Consider the following 20676-nt stretch of genomic DNA (forward strand, 5'->3'; position numbering starts at 1 on the left):
AAGTGCTCAAACCCTCAAAACCGAGGGCTTAACCTATGAGAATGTCACTTGAACGTCAAAACGTCGGTTTCAAAAACCGTGTCAACTTCTTTCAGGGTATTCTTAACCCCTATTCTTAAACGGCCTCCGAATGAAAATTAAAGCAATGTAGTACCAACTTTACGTTCGGGAGAAGCACCTGTCAGCTTCGAAACTGCGGAAGTTGGGTTATCTCTTGGAAGTTTACCTTGGGCGCTCGCCGTTTTACTTTGGTGGTCACACTACGCACTAGCACACTCATACAGCACCTCTCTCAATAATTACTATAGCCCCCAAACGTGTACCCAACTGGTGGCAGTTCAAAATCTGAAGCTAAACTTAGGTCTTTATTACAACACCCTCTCCCAAAGCCGTCGCCATTTGGAAACACTCACTCGTACAGGAACGGCAACTGTTAATCCTCAACCACCTTTGCGCTGGCGAGCTTCTTTACTTGGTGAACAAGCCTTCTCTGGGAATCATCGATATTTGAATCAAACATTGTCTCAATCTCTGAGACGGTATAAGCGACCATTCCAGACGGAACCTGTCGAAGGAATGACTCATCCCGAATGAAGGCAATCACCTCACCGTGGAGTTCGGCCCAAAAGAGGCAAATCCCCTTTTCGATCACACGGCGCGCCACTTCCTGAGCGTGCCATTCGGGAGATTGGCCTTCTACCAGCTTTGGCTTTTTTAATGCCGCAATGATCCCAGGCTTATTTTCTTTCAACTTTGGAAGGATCGCCAGGACTTCCGGCGTCCGAGGTCCTTTCACGTCGAGTTTGCCATCTGCATCTACTGACAGGCGAAGTCCTAGCCGGTTTGCCTCTTCGATCAACGTCATAGCTTCCACTGATCAGTCTCCTTTGTTGGTGCGATGTCAGGTGATGGTGAGTTAGCATCCTCATAACTCACCACACACCATAAAACGGCGTGTCTTTTTGTTTCGGGCAATCGCTTAAGTATCAATCCGTTGCCGTAGCGGGTATCGGCGTACTTAGCGAGGGCATTACCCACGATCCGAGAGTGGTCGCGGTCCTTGCGTGGGGCCATAATATCGGGTAGTACCGCCATGATCTCTTCAGAGGTAATCAACTCCTTGGTGGTAACGCCGCGAATGCCAAATACCTCACTCCAAACACTGGTGAACGCCTCGAATTGTGCACCGTCGACATCGCTCCGGCCGTAAGTGTCATCTTGATTGCCCAGGAATCCTTTAATCCCGGCAAACTCAAGAATGCCACCGACAACCGCTGTGTAACTCTCGAAAGAGCCTAACTTCACTGTTTTTTCAGGTGCCGGCTTATCACATTGGATCCATGCCTTGGCTAGAGTATAGATAGCGGCGAGGATATTTCCACGCGTCTCGCTTACCCATTGGCATATTTTGGGATGCCGGAATCGGCTGGAGTCTCGCTCCCAGGGGCGAGCCAATTTGGCGTCCATCCGCACGGAGTAGCACCGACGAGGCAAATCACCACCAAGGCGCACATTATTTCCAGTGATAAACACACTCATCCGATTTGGTACTGTCACCGTCGTTTGGGTCTTCATGATCCGTTGGGTTACTTCAGGAGATGTAAGATACCTGGCTAGTTCTGGCGAGATTAACTTGGCTTCTACGTTGTCGATAACGTTAAGCGCGGTGCCTCCCATTGCATGGGAGAACAAGGTTTGGTTCATCTCAGCGTCGTCCTTCGGCATGCCCATCGTGGCTCCTGCATGTCCAGTGGCGATGATAGATATACAATCACATACAAGGCTAGCCCCTGTGCCTGCTCGCGGTTTATCTACTACAACAGCTGGCGACGGTCCCTTGATGAGTGGCTTGAGTATCACTCCCAGAAGAGCACCAACGCAATTTGTGCGGCTGGCCTCAGAATCAAACGGGAAGTCAATAAAAATTTCCAAAAGCAAGTCCCGGGCTGCTTTTAGGTCATTATCCGTTGGTGCCTCAGTGATTGTCGGCATACGGAACCCAGGTAATGGAGCGTAGAACAACTTTGATTCAGGGTCATAGCCTGGCGTTGTCCTTACTGAGCCATCCTGAGATACTACGGGGACCTCGGTAAGTCCTAACAACGGAGGGAACTTCGCACCTGGCAGTGTTGGTAGCACCCTAACCAGCTTGTCTGGGGGCCATGCCGGAGTAGCACGCTTATCGCTTACGTTTTCAAAGTGCGCCACACGCAACATCTCTCCACACATGGCGGCATCTGTCAACTCTTGTATGGCCAGTCGGTCCCTCTCATCGGATACGATCCGCACCAATCGGCCGCTTCGGAGGAATAGACGTTCTGGATTGTTCCCGGCCTCAAGTGCTTTTAAGACATCGTTCAGCACGTCCGTAGGCTCTCGATTGACTACGATAGTTGGCAATCCATCGTTTGGCTGCGGAGTTGGCGCGGGCAATACTTCAATTGCCAGCGCCATCAGATCATCGAGCGTATGCCCGGCTGCAAGAAAATCATCAGCACCCTGTTTTTCGCCATTTGGCCCGGGCGGTATACGGATGATCTTCACTCCGGCACCCTTCCGCCTTAGATGTTCGGCTAGCCGCGCCTCAGCATTGAGCACTTGGGGCTTGGTCGAAGCATCACTGTCAAAGGCGATGTAAACGTCCCGATCTTTCAAGGCAAGCGAATCAAAATCGGCCAGGAGCGTTGTCCCGCCGTATTCGTTCCGGCCTCGGAAGTTGTATACCCCAAGGAGTGCAACAGCACACCCGCCTTTAGAGGCTATCGCATCACCTTTCTTGAGGCCCTCGGTGAAAAGTATGGGTATGTTAGGATTGCCCGCCATAGGCTGGCACCGTCGCGGCATGTCGAGCCGCACTCCGGCATCGAGAGGCGTCTCATATTTGATGGGCTTGCCCTTGCCATTAGTGCGCGGGTTATCTGGCCGGTACTGATATCCGACTGCTGATCCGTCAGGGGCGAACATTGGGATGAGGATACCAGGCGCTCGCCTCTGGTATGTGGCAAATCCGGCCTCATCCAGCGGGGCCTTGCCTAGGATGCTTTTGTATCCGCGCTCACGAATCACATCAATGTCTATGGCGGACGCCTGAAGGTGCTCCAAATGTGGCTGCATCAACTCCGGTATTGCAGCCGAAAATACTTCATTTGTCATTTAGCTACCCCCTTTTGCCTTTTTCCCTCGGCGCCCCCAGGGTGTGGACGGCCACCCCAGGGGCTAAAAAGGAGGTGCTAGGCGACGTTTGAGCCCTCTTCAAGAATTTTCTCGATTGCCTTTTTCGGGATTATGATCCGGCGCGCGGAAATTCTGATTGAGGGGATTTTCCCCGCTCGGACTAGCTCCTGACAGGTTTTCTCGCTGATCCCGAGTGCTTTGGCCGCCTCTTTCTGGTTATAGACAAGGGGCTCTATGGTTCTTTGCATCAGTGTCACCTCTTCTTATCCTTTGTTATTGCTTAACTCTATTGTCTGCTATATAATACAGTCATGCAAGGATATTACAACTTGATAAAAAGGATATAACGATATAAGGGAGCAAAATGGCGAAAGGACCTCGGATTCCGAAAAACAAGAAAGCCCAAATTATTGAAATAGCCCTCTCGCCTCAGAATCGGCAAAAAGACCGAACCTCATTAGCTAAGGATATTGCGAAGAAGTTGTGGCCACACCCTGATGACATACCACCCGATATTGGGACTATCGAAAAATACATCTCAGCAGCGCGAAATCCCCAAAAATGGCCCGAAGATAAACCTTGGTCATTAGCTTATGCCTCCGAAATACCGTTCGCAGCTTTGCCTGTTGTTCTCGAAGTTTGGAGAGACATGCAGATAAAGGGGAAACCGTTAAGCCGTAGAGGCGCAAAATGGGCCGCCATTCTATCGGCAAAGATAACCGAGCCTTGGATACTCAGTTATTGGGCAAACCTTTACAGTGATCGCGAACTCGTATCCGCTATCCTAAACCAGGATATGGACACGACCGACCTTGATATTATTTGGAGCACTCACCCGTGGGAATATGCGACCCTGATTCTCACTGGTGAACTGGACAAAAGCACCTTATCTCGCAGTTATCCAATCGATAATAATGGAAGAATCACAGCCGCCGGACACGAAGGCGCACCTTTCGGGCAGGCGGCCGGAATAATCGAGATAGATAGGCACACAGTGCGCGCATCATCTGATAAGCTCGAAAGCCTGCTAATACTCCTATGCAAACGAGAATCCCCCGATGCAGCGGAGTTATGGAAACAGCTCGAACCTATCGAGTTATCACCAGTTGCCGAACGGGTCTATGAACTTTGGCTTAGACAGGTAATAACACTTCTAGCGGAATCACAGACAATTTTGTCAGAAGTGGAAATGTCGGATTTGATTATCCAGCTTCGAAAGTGGGTGAAGGACCGTGATCGAGATATCCCTCCCAACACATTCTGGCACACGATCTTTGATGACAAGCCTTATGATTTCGACAAAATAGTAAGAAAGCTTGACTGGATACCAGATCGAATCTTGGTTATGGTGAACCGCAATATTCCTTTCGGTGGTTAATTACCTCTACGTTTTATGTTATAACACTAGATGCTATAATAGGAGGCGTCATGGCAAGCGGAAGTATCAAGCGAACAAAAGCAGGGACTTGGACATGTGTCTTTGATCTAGGAGTTGATCCCCTCACCGGCAAACGGAAACAGCAGCGAATGACGTTTCGCACCAAGGTTGAAGCAGAAAAGGCTGTTCGGGATCAACTAACCCGTGTGGAAAATGGCGGATACGTCAAGCCGGAACGCCTCACCGTGAGCCAATTCCTCGATCAATGGATGGATTCCTATGCACGGCCAAATTTGAGCCCGAGCACTGTTCAGGGATATGCCGGTATCGTGAACTTTCATTTGAAGCCAGGGTTAGGCGCTATCCCGCTGCAAAGGCTTGAACCACTGCACATTTCAAAGTTTTACACTCGCCTGAACGATGGAACCCGCACGGCCAAGACCTGCCGGAATGTTCACAACGTATTAGCCAAGGCTTTGAGCCAGGCAGTTAGATTGAGACTCATTCCGTTCAATCCGGCAAAGGCCGTCGATGCCCCGAGATACCAGCGCAGGCAAATGAAATTGCTTACAGAAGCCCAGGTAAGCCTATTTGAGGAAGCCATTGAGAAGAGTCCCTTCAAGGATGCCTTCATCATATCAATGTACTCTGGACTTCGAAGGGCTGAGGTATTGGGGCTTCGTTGGTGCGACGTAGACCTGCTGCTTGGCCAAATCAAGGTTTCTCAGACGTTGCTGCGAATCCCAGGAAGGGGTATAATTTTCAAGCCGCCAAAGTCGGTTTCGAGTCGCCGTCCGGTGGACTTGGGACCGACTCCGTGCATCGCTTTGCGCAAACGGAAAGAACAGAGAACCGCCGAGCTTGCTGCGGCTGGTGCATTGCTTGATGAGGATAGTTTGATCTTCTCGTATATTGACGGAAGGCCATATGAGCCAACTGGTTTCAGTCATAGCTTCAAGGAGATCGCTCGCCAAATAGGATGCGAGAATATGCGACTTCATGATTTGCGGCACTATCACGGAAGTGCTCTAATAAAGGATGGAGTGAATATCAAAGTGGTTCAGGAGCGATTAGGGCATGCGGACGTGGCCACCACTCTGAACTTTTATGCCCATACTTTTCCTGGGCAAGACAGAGAGGCGGCGCTGAAATTTGAAGAAAGCATGAAAAAGCGCCGTGACTATTCCGTGACTATTTCATCCAAAACGGATAGCGCAAATCAGAAAATCGAAGCTGCGCCCCTGTAGCTCAGAGGATAGAGCAGCGGTTTCCTAAACCGCGTGTCGTGCGTTCGATTCGCACCAGGGGTACCAAAAAGGCAACTTCAAAATGGCTCTCCGGGGTTATCCTGACGAGGGCCATTTTCGTTTTCCGCAGGCCGCCGGCAGCCGAACACAGAGGCTCACGGTTGACTGGAAAACCGTTTCTCCAACGGCGAAGAATCCCTTCCACCGGGGACTTGGCCCTGACGGATATCGGGGGTCCGATGACGTTCCCCATCCACTAGTTCCCTGGCCTTTTCCAGATCGGCCGGGGTGTTGACATTGAAAAAACTCAGGTGCTGGGGATCGAACTTGTTTATCTCGCTTTCTTCCACATAACGCACTTTCACCCGATCCAGCAGCTTGACGGGTTGGAGACGAGAACCCCCTCTCATCATATCTTCTATATGAGGCAGGCAACTCTTTGAGTAGATGGCATGCAAGGGCTCCATCAGATCACCAATCCTGGGAATCACGATATCGAATCCGGGCGCCAGAGAAACCATATAGCGCAACAGGTCAATGCTGAGGAATGGCATATCACAGGCAACTACCAGGTTATAATCATCTCGCGAGACCTTTAGCCCGGAATAGATTCCAACCAGCGGCCCCTTGCCCCGATATGCGTCAGTAGCCGTTCTGATGGTCTGTGAAGAACTTACCGCGGGCAAGTCCTGGCCTGACGCCAGGACAACGATGATCTCTTGCCCAAGCTGGTCCAGAAGATGAATAGTCCTCTGGAGCAGACTGCCATCGGCGATCACCAGAGAGACCTTCTCTTTTCCCATTCGAGTGCCTCGGCCACCAGCAAGAATAATCGAGCTCACCAGGTCACCTCTCCTCGGCATCGGAAGGGTGTGCATCGGGATCGGAGAACCGTATGGAGAGGTCTATGCTCCTCAAATCAGGCGGAACATCTTTGAGAGAGGAGAGCATCCCTCGCAGAGTCTGGGCAAACATATGCCTCACAAAGCCGGTGGTGGGAATCGATTTCCCATTGGCATATAGCATCACCATCTCCGGCTCTTTGGCCTCAAGGATTCGAATTTCGATCAGCCCGACCAGACCGGAGATATCCCGCGGAGAAAAAAGAGGCACCTGGAAGGGCATCTGTTTATCCGCCACCACCGCAATCAAGTCTTCTTCCGAACAGAGAAGTTCATCATCGATGCCATCTCTGAAGACGTGTATCTTCGGCATCGAACTGAGCTTGAAACCCTCTGCCAGGATAACATCAAAATCCGGGCCGATCAGTCGGACGATCTCGGCAAGGTGAGGATCGGAGTCCGCCTTCATGGTCAGAGAAACATGACCCGGAGAGCTGAGGCCCACCAGATCGCTGCCTGCCTGAGAATAGTTCCATGTATCCTTTCCGGGAATATCGGAATCGGAAATGTGACGGGAGTGCTTGATCGCGGCGACTCGATAACGGCGCTCCTTCAGATCGGCAATCAACTGCTTCATCAACAGCGTCTTCCCCGAGTTCGATCTCCCGATGACACATATGACAGGGACCATCGATATCGCCTCCTTTCCCGTATTCCTCAATCAGAGAGCCGTCACCAGCCCCTGCTTATTTTACCACTTCAAGCGTTGGAGTTGCTGTAATGGCCTCCCTTTTTTCACGATCAGCGCAATAGAAGCGCCTCAGACTTACCCGCCGCGCCAGCCCGAACAGTATCCAAGGCTCATCCTCAATGAATGGAGGCTCCGGCTGAAATTCCTAGCGTCTATGCTAAGGCTTGACAAAACGATAAAATTCAGCCGATAATGTTGCAAACAGTATTTCGCCTCTCGATCCTGTCGGAAAAACGTATAGTATTCTTTTTTGCGATGGAGATTCCTGGGAATCATCGGAGGTCAAACAGCCTCCAGCGAGTATAGGGTAGGGGTTCAATCAGGCGATATCAACACTCTAAGCGGATCAGCGCTATTTCTGAAACGCTGTATCAAAGAAAGATATGCCACAAGAACGCTGCCAGATGTGGTTCTTTGAGTTGGTGATAGTGCCCCAGCTGTCTAAGGAGCCTCTGTTCAAGCGGCGCAGGATTTTTTCCGTCAGGGGTTTGAGGATGTCCCTCATAAGAGCTCGATCTATCGCTCCCCTCACAGTGATCTTCCATAATCAGGGGGCAGTGGTTTTAGGCCACGACCCTATCTCCAATTTTCTGTCCAGCAAAAAGGCTTGACAAACAGTACAATTGTGAGTATTCTGATCATATTAAATACGCGATCCGATGATCGTAGACGATTATCAGGGGTAAATCGTGAAACTCTCCACTAAAGGAAGATACGCCATAAGGGCATTGCTCGACTCAGCTCTCACTGATACTGACAGTGCTGTCCCGATCAAAGATATTGCCAAGCGCCAACAGATTCCTGAGGCATACCTCAGACAACTGTCCGCCTCCCTCAGGACCGCCGGCATTATCAGCGTCACTCGTGGCGCGTTCGGAGGATGGAAGCTAACCAGGCCTCTCTCACAGATAAAAATTCGCGATGTCGTTGTGGCCATGGACGGCAGTCTTGCCATGGTTGAGTGCGTAGATGATCCCGGCATGTGTCCACGAAGTGGCCATTGCCCCATGCGTACTTTCTGGGTACAAATGACCGAGACAATCGGTAATTTTCTGGATTCCAAGACATTGCAGGATTTGGTGCCCTGAGGAGAGCGGTTGCAAAAACCTCGAACCTCTACACACAACAAACAACATTGTATACAGATACCAACAGCGAACCCCGAAGAATCCTGTCTCTGGGTATGATTGGATGCTCCGCAGCCAATAGTAATACGTATCGAAGAATCTAGGAGGATAAAATGGCCGCAAAACCGATCAGGATGGAAACCGACGTAGTCATAGCAGGATCCGGCCCCGGAGGGGCAACCGTAGCCAGAGGACTTTCCAAAGCAGGCAAGAAGGTCATTATTCTGGAAAAGGGACCGTGGGTCAAGAAGGTGGGAAACCTGATGGTCTTTGTCAAGGCTACGGAGAACAAGGGCCAGTTGAAAACCATTGAAGACGATGGCTCGGTCGTCTTCTCGGCCAAGTGCGTCGGCGGGGGATCTCTCCTTTACATGGGCGCCGCTGCCGACCCTCAAATCGACGTCTGGAAGAAACACGGTATCGATCTCACCCAGTATGTGGCACAAGCCAAGAAAGACTGCCGGGTCAACAAGGTGCCTGATCATCTGATTGCTCCGGGGGTCAAGCGACTGGTAGCGGCAGCTCATGAGTGCGGGTATCCCTGGCAGAATCTGGAAAGATTCTTTGATCCCGCCAAGTGTAAGCTCAACTGTCAGAAGTGTATCACAGGCTGCCCCGCAGGCTCCAAATGGACGGCTATCGAGTTTGTCCAGGAAGCGGAGAAAAACGGCGCCATCGTGATGCCCAATGTGAACGTCAGGAACGTGATCGTGGAAAACGGCACGGCGGTCGGCATGAGAGCCAGAGGTAAAAACGGGCAGGAGTACGAGGTTTACGGCAAGATAGTGGTTTCCTCTGCGGGCGGTATGGGGACTGCCCGCATTCTGCAACGGTCCGGTATTCCCGAGGCCGGCAGCTGGTTCATCGGAGACCCCACAGTATCAGTGACGGGCTTCCTCAAAGAGGGCGTGGGCCAGGTCGGTGAACTGGGCATATCCGCGGGCTGGCATGATGAAGAACACGGGGTTTTCTTTGCCAACGCCTATACAAACAGGTCGATGTTCATGGCGACACAGTTTATGGGACCGCACAAGCTGAGAGCCATCAAAAACCAGTTCCGGTTCAAGAAAGGCATGGAAATCATGTGCAAGGTAACCGATGATTTTGAGGGGCGGGTATTCTATGAAGAGGGCAAGCTGAGCAAACGAATGACCCCGAGAGACTTGATGCGGCTGGACCATGGGAAGGCCGTGGCGGAGAAGATCCTGACCAAGGCCGGATGCGATCCCACTAGCTTTGAGTATACCGACAATATTCTGGGCCACCCCGGGGGAACGGCCAGAGTCGGCAAGCTGGTAGACTCCAATTTTCAGACTCAGATCAAGAATCTTTATTGCTGCGATACCAGCGTCATCCCCGAAGAACTGGGACTGCCCCCGATGCTAACCATCGTCGCCTTCTCTTTACGAATGGCCCAGCATCTAGAAAGCGTTCTCTCCAAGAAATAGTTTCAAGAAACATGTATCAGGGACTGACGCTCGGGAGGCAAGTGGATGAATTGATGAGAAGGAACAATCGGCACATCAGACGGAAAGGGATCAACTAAAACGGAGGAGCAAAGTATGAAAAGGGGGTTGGATTGAGAGATGAGTGCTTTAGACGAACTGACTGAACTGGCCGATAGTCTTGAAAACAAAGCCGTCAAGGAATGGAAGGCCAAAGGCAAGAAGGTGGTGGGATTCTTCTGCACCTACGTGCCGGAGGAGTTACTCTATGCGGCCGATATCCTTCCGTATCGGATGGCCGCGCCAGGCTGCACCGAGACCACATCAGCGGATGTCTACATGAGCCGCTACAATTGCAGCTTCCCGCGTGCCTGTCTGGAATTTGCCTTTGAGGGAAAATATGATTTTCTGGACGGATATGCCTTCACCACCAGTTGCGATGACATCCGCCGCATGAGCGATATTCTGCGAGCGGTCGATCCGAAAAAATACGTCATTCTCGATGTCATCGATGTCCCGAAGAAAGTGGATGATGCTGGCATTGAATGGTACAAGCTGCAGATCACCGCATTCAAAGAGAAAGTGGAGAAAGCTTTTGGCGTCAAGATCACCGATGAGAAGCTGAAGAAGGCTATCGAGGTCTACAATGAGACCAGAAGCCTGCTCAACCAGTTGTATGATCTGCGACGTTCCGACAAGCCGCCCATCACCGGAGCAGAGACGATGATCGTTCTGCGCGCGGCGACCAGCATGCCCAAAGACCAATTCAACCAGGTGATGAAAAGGCTGCTTGGAGAGATTAAGGGACGCGAGGCAGCGCCGAACTACCGCGCCAGACTGATGATCTCCGGGGGAGGCGGCTGCGACGATCCCGCCTATTTCGGTATTATGGAAGAACTGGGCGGCCTGGTAGTCACCGATACCGACTGCTTTGGCGCCCGCTATTTCATGAACCCGGTAGAAATAAAAGGCAAAGACCTTCTCCAGGCACTGGCAGAGGCCTATATGGAGCGCCCCTCCTGTGGCCGGATGGCAAACCGGATGGATGAGAGACTCGATTTCATGAAGGAGATGGTCAAAAGCCACAAGGTGGATGGGGTCATTTACCAGACGATCCGAAACTGTCAGCTCTGGGGCGGACAACTCCTGGCCGTACGCGAGGAGATGAAAAAGGCGAACATTCCGTTCATGGCTCTTGACAGAGAGTATGCTTTAAGCGGCACAGGGCAACTCAAAACCCGGGTTCAGGCATTCCTAGAAAGGATAGGGAGGTAAACAAAATGGCTGATGTAGTCAAAGAAGTTGGGATGATGTTCAGCGGCATGGCCAAAATGCCGGCCCTCAGCCCTGAGAAAGCACAGGGATTGGGGCTGGTGGGAAAGGTGTATCTGAAAGCTGCCGCCGCTCATGAAAAGGGCGAACCCGTTGCCTGGATAAGCTTCTCAATTCCGCCGGAGATCTTCTGGGCCATGGACGTTGTGCCAGTGGTTGATCTCAACCTCGCCACTCTAACTCTCATTCCCGGCAAGGCTGAAAAATACATCGACCTCGCCACAGAGGTGGTTCCCGATTATATCTGTTCCACCAACAGGCTCCCCATGGGATTAGCCCTTTCCGGCGATACTCCCCTTCCGACAATATGGGTGGTACAGAACGCCCCTTGCGACTCTATTCCGGGCATCGATTCCTCAATGGCCAAGTACTTTGGGATCCCGTACTACAGCGTCCATGTACCCTATATAAACAGCCAAGCGGGTTATCAATACACCGCCAAAGACCTGAAGAAGATGATAGCCTGGGCGGAGGAGCATACCGGCAAGAAACTTGATCACAACAGGCTGAGAGAAGCTCTCAAACTTTCCGGTCGCGCTCATGAACTGATGCTGAAGATCCGGGAGATGGCGATGATGGTTCCCTCACCCTGTACACTGGACCAAAATCGCTTAGCCTACACTAATATGATCCAGTTGGCAGGAACCCCTGAGCTAGTGGATTATCTGCAGATGGTGTATGACCGAGCACAGGACCGGCTGGCCGGAAAGCTGCCTTATCCCGTCCAGGAGAAACTCAGGATTGCATGGATTTACACGGTGCCGACATATACCCCCAACCTGATCGTGGACCACATGGCTAACGAGTTCGGGGCAATCAGCACCACCTTCATGCTTAACAATATGCTCGTGCCTCCCCTCAAAGGGGACATGAACTACGAAGACATGATCCTGTGGTTAGCAGAAAAAGTATGCAACATGCCCATGACCAGGGAATGCCGGGGACCGTGGGAAGTGTACGCTGATTCCGCACTAGATCTTGTCCAGAACTACCAGGCCGATGGAGCCGTATTCTCTGGGCATTTAGCCTGCAAGTCCAACTGGGCCGCGGCCAAGCTGGTAAAAGACAAGATAATGGAAGTAGCGGGAGTTCCTACGCTAAATCTGGAGACCGATTTCATCGATCCAAGAGTGACCTCAGGGGAGGTTGTTCGCGACCAGTTAGTCGATTTCATGGGATTGGTCAAACAGCATAAGGCTAAGAGGGAAAGGAAGGCCAAGAAGGACTAGTGCATCTTCAAAGAACATCCCGAGATGTGGTAAGATGTTGCCAATAGCGTCGGTAGTACGCGGCAGCGATGTCATTTGAGATTGCCTCTTGCAGGCGAACGATTGACATCGCTGCCGCACTGAAACAAGTAACTAAACGGGAGGTTAGGATGAGATATCAGACCCAGGAATGGGTAGATGCCATCACCGAAAAGAGCCGGACAGACGAGGAATATCTGAAAAAGGCCAAAACGCTGACAGCCAGGCAAAGATCGGTCATCATGGATGCCCCGGGAGGCGTGGATATTCTCCTGATCTGGGAATGGAAGGAAGGAAAGGTAGTCAAAGCCGTACGTCAAGAGAAACCCGCCCCCAGCGAATGGCGGAACCTGAAAAACGAAGAGGGCCTCATTTCCACCACCCTGGGCGCCTATGAAAACCTTGCCAAGATTGCCAGAGGCGAGGTCACTTCCCAGGAAGCCATGGCAAAGAAACTGTATGTCCTTCATGGGGACATGATCAAGGTATTCCCCAAAATGGCCGGCTTCAATGCCTTCGGGCAACTGGTGGCCTCGGTAAAGTGTGATTATTGAACTCTAAGTTCAGAAGACTCCAAACAACAACCCGGGGGAGGGGTAATTACCCCCTCCCCCTTCCTCTCAAAACCCTTTTCCCGCACGTCGGCATCTATCCCCAATGACATTCTCTGCCTCCTATCGGTTTTTTAACTTCCTTTAACCCGATTTTTACCGGCATGTTTACTCTGCGGTGCTAATATAGCACCATGAGATACATAAGAGGATTTCTTCCCGCCTTATCCCCAATGCATTACCTCATTGGCGCTCTGATCAGCCTGGTGATCACCGATGGACTGATGACTCAAATCCTCGTCGGGGGAGGCTTTGCCAAGGAAGGGAATCCACTCATGGAACCCCTGGTGGGAGACAACTTCTTCCTGGTGATGAAAGTGACGGGAGCATTGGTAAGTGCCTTCATCCTGTGGAGCATCTATAAAGCCTGCCCCAGACTTGCCTTGATCAGCACCGCATGCATCGTCGCCTGCTATGTGGCAATCGTCATCTGGAACTTGAGCGTGGTGTTCATTTCTGCCTGACCATTGTTTGCCCCCAGATGCGCCCGCCTCGAAATGGCATGCGTCACTCGTCTTTAACTCAAAGCGCTCCGGTGCCATCGCTGCGCTCCTCCTGTGACGTCTCCCCTAAACTCAAAGCAACCCCCAGCTAAAGACCACTCCGCACTCCGTCTCTATTCCTATACATATTGCTAACTGCCGATCCAAAAAAGCAGTCACAACAGCACCCGCCGAGACCGCTCGGATATTGCAGGACCTGCCCAACGATCTGCAAATCGCCATCTCACTTCTTCCAGCACATGGCCTCGGTCACTAGACGATCGCCTCGAATCCTTGAGCCTCACCTCTCGGAAGAGAGCGACCTGCGCTTATAGGTTGCGATACACTGCAAGACCATCATATCTGCACTCGTTTCCGACTATTTATCCTCTCGCTCTGCACCTTATCCAAACTCCAAATACTTTTCCAGCCATTTTCCGCGTCAGTGAAAATAGGACAGTCAACCTGAGAGGCTCAATCCATCAGGACATACCCTTGAGATTACGAAAATGAGGGAAAATACCTATATAGTCTGGGGGCTCACACGCTTTTGCACTTGGTTCATCGCTGCTAGGGTAAACTTGGGCATTTCATCGAGGCAGGGCCATAACACAGATAATAGGCACTCCCTGTCTCGATGGCATGATTCTCGCTGCCGATGGACGAGACCTGGGGGCTAGTCACTCCCGGGTATGACTACTGTCTTTCCAAAATTTCTGCGGGTTCCATGAGAAAATCCTATGAGGAGGATCAGATGATGAAGTATCAATCACAGGAGTGGGTAGATGCGGTTGTGGCCAAGACTCGAACAGACCCCGAATACCTGAAAAAGGCCTCGGGACTGACGGAGAAACAGAGAACGATCGTCATCAATGTTCCCGGCGGCATCGATGTCCTGGTACAATGGGAATTTGAGGACGGCAAGATAGTGAAGGCCACTCGTTCCGAGAAACCCGCCCCCAGCGAGTGGCGCAGTTGGAAGAACGAGGATGGGTATATCTCCACCACCATTGCCGAATATGAGAAGATGGTCCGAGTAGCCAAAGGCGAGGCGAATGCTCAGGTTGCCATAGCCAAGAAATGGATGGTCGTCCACGGCAACATGCTCAAGCTTTTTACCAAATTGGGTAAGTTCAACGCTTTCTCCGATCTGGTAAAATCTATCCCTTGCAAATACTAGCTCAACATCGAATCACTCAAAGGCGCAAACCGAGTGAGGGGGTCAGTGCACTATGTGATACATTGCACAGGTGTCAGCAGAGATCGGCCTGCAATCGCCTGCTGACACCGGCCTTGCTAAGTGCGCGATGGACTGCCAGAAATATCACATTCCCAACCTTCATTTGTTCCCCTTCATGCGAAGTTCCCCGGAACCAAAGATCTGCAGCAGTGTGAGTTGTGTGGAAAGAAGCCTCTGTACATTGTGTTGACGATAGCGATCCTTCATACCTATAATTGACAGCAAAGGCGCACCTTTTGACTGTCACGCCAACTGCCAAACCCACTTATTATGAAAGGAGACTCACATGAGTTTTAAGGTAGCACAGCTTGTCAAAACAACCTTTATGCCCGATTATGGCCAGGTATTCAAAGAGGCCGGAGTAGACATCGAAGTAGTGATCAAGATGTGCCGCACTGAGGAGGAAGTGATCTCCACAGCCAGAGACGCTGATGGATTACTGGTCGCCGCCGCGCTTAATGTCCTCTCCGCCAGAGTGCTCCGAGCGCTTCCGAAATGTCGATTCATCCAGAGTATCGGGGTAGGGTATGACGGCATCGATGTGGCAGCGGCAACAGAGCAGGGCATTATGGTGGCCAACATCCCCCACTTCAATGCAGAAGAAGTTTCCGATCATACCATGGCCCTGATTCTGGCCTGCACGCGAAAGATCGTCGCTCTCCACGAAGCAACAAAGGCTGGCAAATGGGACAGCAAGTTTCCGCTTTACATTCTGCGAAATATCTGGCCCGATCTGGCACGCTTGCGGGGACAGACGCTCGGACTGGTGGGATTTGGAACAATCCCTCAGGCTCTGGTTCCCAAAGCGAAGGCCTTTGGAATACACCTGATCACCTATGACCCCTACGCCTCAAAGAGCCTCTGTGACTCATTCGGCGTCGACAAGGTGGAGCACTTGGGCCAGCTCCTTGCGGAATCGGATATAGTCTCGCTGCACACACCGCTTAACGAACAAACCAAGGGAATGATGGGTATGGCGCAGTTCGAACAAATGAAACGCAAGGCTTATCTGATCAATACCGCGCGAGGACCTGTGGTTGACACCCAGGCCCTCCATCAGGCTCTGGTCAAGGGCTTGCTGGCCGGAGCGGCCCTGGATGTGACAGAGCCGGAGCCCATAAACATCGATAACCCCCTGCTGAAGCTGGATAACGTCATTATCACCGCTCACAGCGCTGGGGCTTCACGGCAAGCCATCTTTGATGGCTGCAAGGTGGCAGGGGAAGAGATGATCAACGTGCTGATCAAGAAACAATGGCCCTTCGGCCTGGTGAATCCGCAAGTCAAAGAGAAGTACCAGGAAAAATGGGGAAGGTGAAATCCGCCTGTCCGGCGTCTCTCAAGTGATTTCAACGCCTTAAACCGTGTGGAGCCTCGACCTGTGGATTCCTGAACCTCCGCAGGTCGAGGCTTCAGTTTTGCTTGCCGTTAGTGCTCTGCGGAGCAACCAGTTTGAAGGAACGCTTGTAACTTTTCAAGTTCAAGGTTGTTTCATAACGAACCACCCCGGGAATCCGGCCCAGCTTTTGCATCGCAAAATCACACATGTCACCCCGGTCTTTAAATGTCGCCGCAACGCTCAGCTGAAACCCTCCGGTGAGCATCACAATGTGGGTGACGTTAGGATAGCGGGCGAGTTCGTCAACAACCTCATCGAGTTTGGCGGGATTGATCTTCAGCTGCAGCATCGCCCATAGTTTGTAGCCCAGCGCATCCAGATCCGGGATGCTGACAATACGCATGATGCCTTGAGAGCGCAGCGCTTGCATCTTCTTACTCACAGTGGCTCTGCTGGTACCCAGCTTTTGGGCCAGTTGTGAGATGCTTTCCCTGGGATTCAACTCTAACTCTCCGATCAAAGATATGTCCAGTGGATCCAGCCGATAGCCATTGGTTCTGCGATCGCCATGGAAAGCCTCACCGCCTGCATACGATAAGTGTTTGAATGGCTTGAGGACCAGCACAGTTTCAGTGTTAGTGATCTCCGGGATGCTGTTGATATCCCGGGCAATAAAATCTGAAAGTTCCTCAAAGTCTCGGATGGGTAAAGAGGCTATGATATCGCAACTTCCAGTCGTGGCAACAATGGTCTGGATGTTCGGCAAGGACGCCAGTTGAGTTGCCACAGCATCCACTTTGCCGGGAGCAGTAGTGATCCTGAGGGTTGCCAGTGTCAGATATCCCAAAGCGTGAGGATCGGTTATGGTAACGAAGGATACCAATCCCCTATCCACTAAATTCTGCATCCGGCGGCGCACTGTCTTGTTGCTCGTGCCCAGCGTTGCGGCCAGATTCAGATAACTCTTTCTGGCGTCGCTCTCCAACTCTCTGATCAACAAGCGATCAAATTCGTCCAGATCCTCTCTCACAACTTGTTCGCTCATATAAACCACTCCACTTACATCGACAGGATCGTCAACCTCCACAAAACCGCGCCGGCGAAGATGGTCAACGATTGCTCTTTCCCGATTACAAAATAGACCCTAGCCCTGAATCCATTACACCGCGAGGCGAGTCTTAGCGATGTGAGAGAACCTGCGGATTTGCCCCCATTATCGGCTCATCTCAGGTGTAAGCTCAGCAATTGGTTGAACTCGTACAGTATTTTATAGCAGATTGTCCAAAATATCAACCTGAACTATACCGCAGCTACCATCAGTACAACCTGCACTACTATATGTTACCAAATATGTCATATTTTATATGACTGATCTATCCACGGCTAGTTTGATTCCACTGCAGTCAGGCGTACATTAAGCGTGTTCAATCGGAATATCATCGCTGTTGGGGAAAAAGAAAGCCAGAGAGGCTTGCAGAGGATTTTGCGGTAAGCGGTTGGTGACCGGCATCCCGGGGTACTGAGTGACAGAACGTACTTGTGTTCCTTATTGCGACCTTCAGCCTATAGCTCTGGTAGGGATATCCCTCAAGGGAGAGGGATATCCCTACCAAGATTAACACTCACCTGTTACCTGGAAATCTAATGGTTACTATTCTACCGCGGTAAGCGCCCCGCCTGTATACAATACAATTTGTCCCACGTTGTTGTGGGTACCGTCAGCATTGATCTTGAATGGCCCTACCGGAGAGTCCTCCCAGACAAAGTTTCCTGAGCGAGCCGCCTTCTGGATATCGGCAGGCTTATCCGATCCAGCCTTCTCTATGGCTTTCAGGCCTACCCAAATGGTCTGATACATCACTTCGTGGCCTGATGTAGGACGCTCGTTTGGATATTGCGCAGTCCAAGCATCCTGAAACACTTGGGATCCGGGATAAGGCAGGCCGGGCATCCATAGAAGCCAATGGTATGTGCCCTCAGCTCCTGCCTCTTTTAAGGCCGGCCCGGTGGATGACACGCTGGTACACACAACCTTGATATCGCCCCAGCCACCCAGTCCAGGGATCTGTTTGAAGATGTTGATATAAAACGTGTCAGTTCCGCCGCTGTCTATAATCAGGACATCGGGGTTCTTTTGCCGGATGCCGGTAATCATCGACGCATAGTCGACAGTGGTAACTTCGGGGTACTGCTCATAGACAATCTTTACACCAGCCGCCTCCAGCGCCTTCTTCATCAGAGAAGCACGGGCACGAATGTCCTCCATGTTGGCTATAAGCAATCCCACGGTTTCTGGCTTGAGCTTGTTCACGATAAAATCCGATACCAGCGGCACCGAGTCAGGCGCGTTCGGATAGGCACAGCGTATGGTGTATGGCCTGTTGCTCAGGTCCACAGGGGTGGATGCTACGCTGAACAACGGCACCTTGGTCTCTTCCGCAGCATCGGATGTCGCCGTAAGCGCAGCTGCGGTCGCCCCGCCAATGAAGACTGCGGAAACATTTTGCAGCGCCAGCTTCTTGTAACCGGATACGGCATCGGCTACCTGAGTATTATCATCTTGTTTGACCCACTTAACAGGCCTGATCACTCCACCAACATTGAGACCTCCCTTCTCCTCCAGTTGTTTATCAATAATCTTGAGCACTTGATCGACAAGACCACCGGCCTTGGCAGCCGGACCGCTCCACGAGGTCAGAAGCCCGATGTTCACCGTCTCCTTGGAGATAGTCGGGGTTGTCGATGTCGGAGTGGGCGATGCCGGAGTGGGAGTATCCTCTTCATCATCACCGCAGGCCGCCAGGACAGGCACCATAAGTGCCAGAACCAGAACGAGGCATGCTATTTTACACCACAATGTACTTCTTGATCGCATTCTTATCCTTCTCCTTTCCACTTCGCTTCATGTCTTGAGCCAAACTGACTTACAAATCTACCGGCTCTGTAGTTCTCATATCATATCCAAACACCTCCTCTGCTGTATTGCCATTTGGTTTTGCATTTTGCCTCGATTTACTAAAACTCGATACGCAGCCACTATCGGACTCGTTACTCTACACCCACTATCACCTAATATGATGCCACCATGTTGCGTCTAAGTGTGTTTTCTATTGGCGTTGGCGCCATCGTTGACCCAGCTGTGGAGCAAATTCAGTATCGGGTAGGACTTGTATTGTATTTTATGCTAGATCGCAGAAAATATCAACTAGAACGATCATCTATTACGAAGTGCGTGCAACATGCATATCTCTACGATACTATCAATACCATGCTTTACATGGCCCATCTACCCACGGACAGTTTGATTCACTCAAAAGCAACTCATCTCATTGATGTTCCATGAATACCATGCCCACTGAAAAAGAAAGATCACGAATCCCGAGAAAATCTGCCCGTACCAGTTCGCAGCCCAAGGTTACATATGAAATAATAGGAACCCAAGTACCTTTTGGGTATCCGTAAAGCTACGTATTTTGAGGCAGAATCAGCGCTAGTTTCTCTTTGGCAAGACCTGACAATGTTTGGATTCATGGCGCATCAATGCGGACCATCCGATCAGGTCATGGAGGACTCCTTTGTGATATGGCGAATCAATGAAACGCTTTATACTGAAAAATATAGACGCCGATAACATGCCCGGTGAGACCACGATTTTGAATTTCCGGCATTTGACAGGCGCTTTCCAGAAACTATAGAATCATTACAACCACTCAACAAACGATATGGAGACCATGATATGGATTAGGCGCGGGTTTGCGATTCCTCTGATCATTCTCTTTGTCCCCTTGCTTCTGGCTTCCCTCAGCCTGACCCAGGTAAACAGCACCTTTGGCAACAGTGACTCCTACAACAGTCAGACTCACAAGGCAGATATGTACGACTTTGTCTACGATGAAGCCTTGCCCGCTGCGCTCGATGAGATAGAAGCACAGAATGCCCCCCAGGACATTCCGGTACACCTCTCCAAAGTTAAAGCGGTAACAGTCACCACCGCCAGGGAGATACTCCCTCCCAAATGGCTGGAGGCGCAATTCGAATCAGCTGTCCATACCTTTCTCCCCTATTTCCTGGGCAGCACCGATGAATTCACCTATACCCTGATAACAAAAGACCGGGCCGAGACAGCTGCCAAGATCATCAAGGAAGATTTCCTCCAGGGCGAGACATTCCGTATCATCTATAATGATGGCATTTCCTATCTGGCTGGAAAACTGGCTGAAAACCTGGATCAGCTACCCTATTCTATTGCGCTCAGCAAAGACCATATCTCCAGTTCAATCCAAATAGCGGCTCCTCCCGATTGGCTCATTTACCAGATCGGTCCTGCCATCGACTCCGTTACGCCGTATATGACCGGCGATTCCGATCACTTCACCGCTAAGTTTGAGGTGGCCGACCGTGTGGATGTAGCCGCCGCGGCTATCATTGACCTCTTCGGCAGGCAAGAGACCTACCAGTACC

General features: G+C 51.2%; 18 protein-coding genes and 1 tRNA gene. 12 read left to right on the forward strand and 7 right to left on the reverse strand.

Annotated elements, in window-relative coordinates; genetic code table 11:
- Window positions 1-433 precede the first annotated feature (433 nt).
- From PHV74_07990 to PHV74_08000, 3 genes are all read right to left on the reverse strand, one after another.
- Window positions 434-874 carry a hypothetical protein gene (locus PHV74_07990; GenBank protein ID MDD5094301.1) on the reverse strand — a complete coding sequence of 147 codons (441 nt, stop codon included), beginning with the start codon at window positions 872-874 and terminating at the stop codon, window positions 434-436.
- Window positions 862-3153, reverse strand: a complete 2292-nt coding sequence (locus tag PHV74_07995; GenBank protein MDD5094302.1) for a DUF3854 domain-containing protein — start codon at window positions 3151-3153, stop codon at window positions 862-864. Before PHV74_07995 ends, PHV74_07990 begins: the two co-directional genes overlap by 13 nt.
- 77 nt (window positions 3154-3230) lie before the next feature.
- Window positions 3231-3422 carry a helix-turn-helix domain-containing protein gene (locus PHV74_08000; GenBank protein ID MDD5094303.1) on the reverse strand — a complete coding sequence of 64 codons (192 nt, stop codon included), beginning with the start codon at window positions 3420-3422 and terminating at the stop codon, window positions 3231-3233.
- A 116-nt stretch (window positions 3423-3538) separates the two neighbouring features.
- Here PHV74_08000 and PHV74_08005 point away from each other — a divergent pair, with 116 nt between their 5' ends.
- The 3 genes from PHV74_08005 (at window position 3539) to PHV74_08015 (ending at window position 5865) form a co-directional block, all read left to right on the forward strand.
- Complete coding sequence (locus tag PHV74_08005; GenBank protein MDD5094304.1) at window positions 3539-4552, forward strand: hypothetical protein; 1014 nt, start codon at window positions 3539-3541, stop codon at window positions 4550-4552.
- 50 nt (window positions 4553-4602) lie between these two features.
- A complete protein-coding gene (locus tag PHV74_08010; protein ID MDD5094305.1) occupies window positions 4603-5799 on the forward strand; it encodes a tyrosine-type recombinase/integrase in 1197 nt (398 codons plus the stop codon).
- Window positions 5790-5865: transfer RNA gene (locus PHV74_08015), tRNA-Arg, on the forward strand. The genes PHV74_08010 and PHV74_08015 overlap by 10 nt, the downstream gene beginning before the upstream one ends.
- 89 nt (window positions 5866-5954) lie before the next feature.
- On the opposite strand, the gene PHV74_08020 is transcribed toward PHV74_08015, so the two are convergent.
- Both PHV74_08020 and mobB read right to left on the reverse strand, forming a co-directional pair.
- Window positions 5955-6641: a molybdenum cofactor guanylyltransferase gene (locus tag PHV74_08020; protein ID MDD5094306.1), complete on the reverse strand. Its 687-nt coding sequence runs from the start codon at window positions 6639-6641 to the stop codon at window positions 5955-5957.
- A 4-nt stretch (window positions 6642-6645) separates the two neighbouring features.
- A complete protein-coding gene (gene mobB / locus PHV74_08025) occupies window positions 6646-7332 on the reverse strand; it encodes a molybdopterin-guanine dinucleotide biosynthesis protein B (GenBank protein MDD5094307.1) in 687 nt (228 codons plus the stop codon).
- 749 nt (window positions 7333-8081) lie between these two features.
- Here mobB and PHV74_08030 point away from each other — a divergent pair.
- The 8 genes from PHV74_08030 to PHV74_08065 all read left to right on the forward strand — a co-directional run bounded on the left by PHV74_08030 (window position 8082) and on the right by PHV74_08065 (window position 16194).
- Window positions 8082-8480 carry an Rrf2 family transcriptional regulator gene (locus PHV74_08030; protein MDD5094308.1) on the forward strand — a complete coding sequence of 133 codons (399 nt, stop codon included), beginning with the start codon at window positions 8082-8084 and terminating at the stop codon, window positions 8478-8480.
- 152 nt (window positions 8481-8632) lie between these two features.
- Window positions 8633-9967 carry a GMC family oxidoreductase N-terminal domain-containing protein gene (locus PHV74_08035; GenBank protein ID MDD5094309.1) on the forward strand — a complete coding sequence of 445 codons (1335 nt, stop codon included), beginning with the start codon at window positions 8633-8635 and terminating at the stop codon, window positions 9965-9967.
- A gap of 138 nt (window positions 9968-10105) precedes the next feature.
- Window positions 10106-11239 (forward strand): 2-hydroxyacyl-CoA dehydratase family protein, encoded by a 1134-nt coding sequence (locus tag PHV74_08040; GenBank protein ID MDD5094310.1) that lies wholly within the window; start codon window positions 10106-10108, stop codon window positions 11237-11239.
- Between the two features lie 5 nt (window positions 11240-11244).
- A complete protein-coding gene (locus PHV74_08045) occupies window positions 11245-12525 on the forward strand; it encodes a 2-hydroxyacyl-CoA dehydratase family protein (protein MDD5094311.1) in 1281 nt (426 codons plus the stop codon).
- 149 nt (window positions 12526-12674) lie between these two features.
- On the forward strand, window positions 12675-13097 hold the full coding sequence (locus PHV74_08050; GenBank protein MDD5094312.1) for a hypothetical protein: 423 nt from the start codon (window positions 12675-12677) through the stop codon (window positions 13095-13097).
- A gap of 191 nt (window positions 13098-13288) precedes the next feature.
- Window positions 13289-13618: a DUF5658 family protein gene (locus tag PHV74_08055; protein MDD5094313.1), complete on the forward strand. Its 330-nt coding sequence runs from the start codon at window positions 13289-13291 to the stop codon at window positions 13616-13618.
- A gap of 772 nt (window positions 13619-14390) precedes the next feature.
- The gene (locus tag PHV74_08060) at window positions 14391-14816 is read left to right on the forward strand and encodes a hypothetical protein (protein MDD5094314.1); all 426 of its coding nucleotides are present in this window, start codon (window positions 14391-14393) and stop codon (window positions 14814-14816) included.
- A gap of 346 nt (window positions 14817-15162) precedes the next feature.
- The gene (locus PHV74_08065; protein ID MDD5094315.1) at window positions 15163-16194 is read left to right on the forward strand and encodes a C-terminal binding protein; all 1032 of its coding nucleotides are present in this window, start codon (window positions 15163-15165) and stop codon (window positions 16192-16194) included.
- Between the two features lie 94 nt (window positions 16195-16288).
- Here the strand turns inward: PHV74_08065 and PHV74_08070 are convergent, their stop codons facing one another.
- Window positions 16289-17260 carry an Lrp/AsnC family transcriptional regulator gene (locus PHV74_08070; GenBank protein MDD5094316.1) on the reverse strand — a complete coding sequence of 324 codons (972 nt, stop codon included), beginning with the start codon at window positions 17258-17260 and terminating at the stop codon, window positions 16289-16291.
- Between the two features lie 606 nt (window positions 17261-17866).
- Window positions 17867-19090 (reverse strand): ABC transporter substrate-binding protein, encoded by a 1224-nt coding sequence (locus PHV74_08075; GenBank protein ID MDD5094317.1) that lies wholly within the window; start codon window positions 19088-19090, stop codon window positions 17867-17869.
- Between the two features lie 847 nt (window positions 19091-19937).
- Here PHV74_08075 and PHV74_08080 point away from each other — a divergent pair.
- On the forward strand, window positions 19938-20676 hold a 739-nt coding region (locus tag PHV74_08080), incomplete at its 3' end, for a hypothetical protein (GenBank protein MDD5094318.1).

The sequence above is a fragment of the Dehalococcoidia bacterium genome (assembly GCA_028711995.1).
In the GTDB taxonomy this organism is placed as follows: Bacteria; Chloroflexota; Dehalococcoidia; order SZUA-161; family SpSt-899; genus JAQTRE01.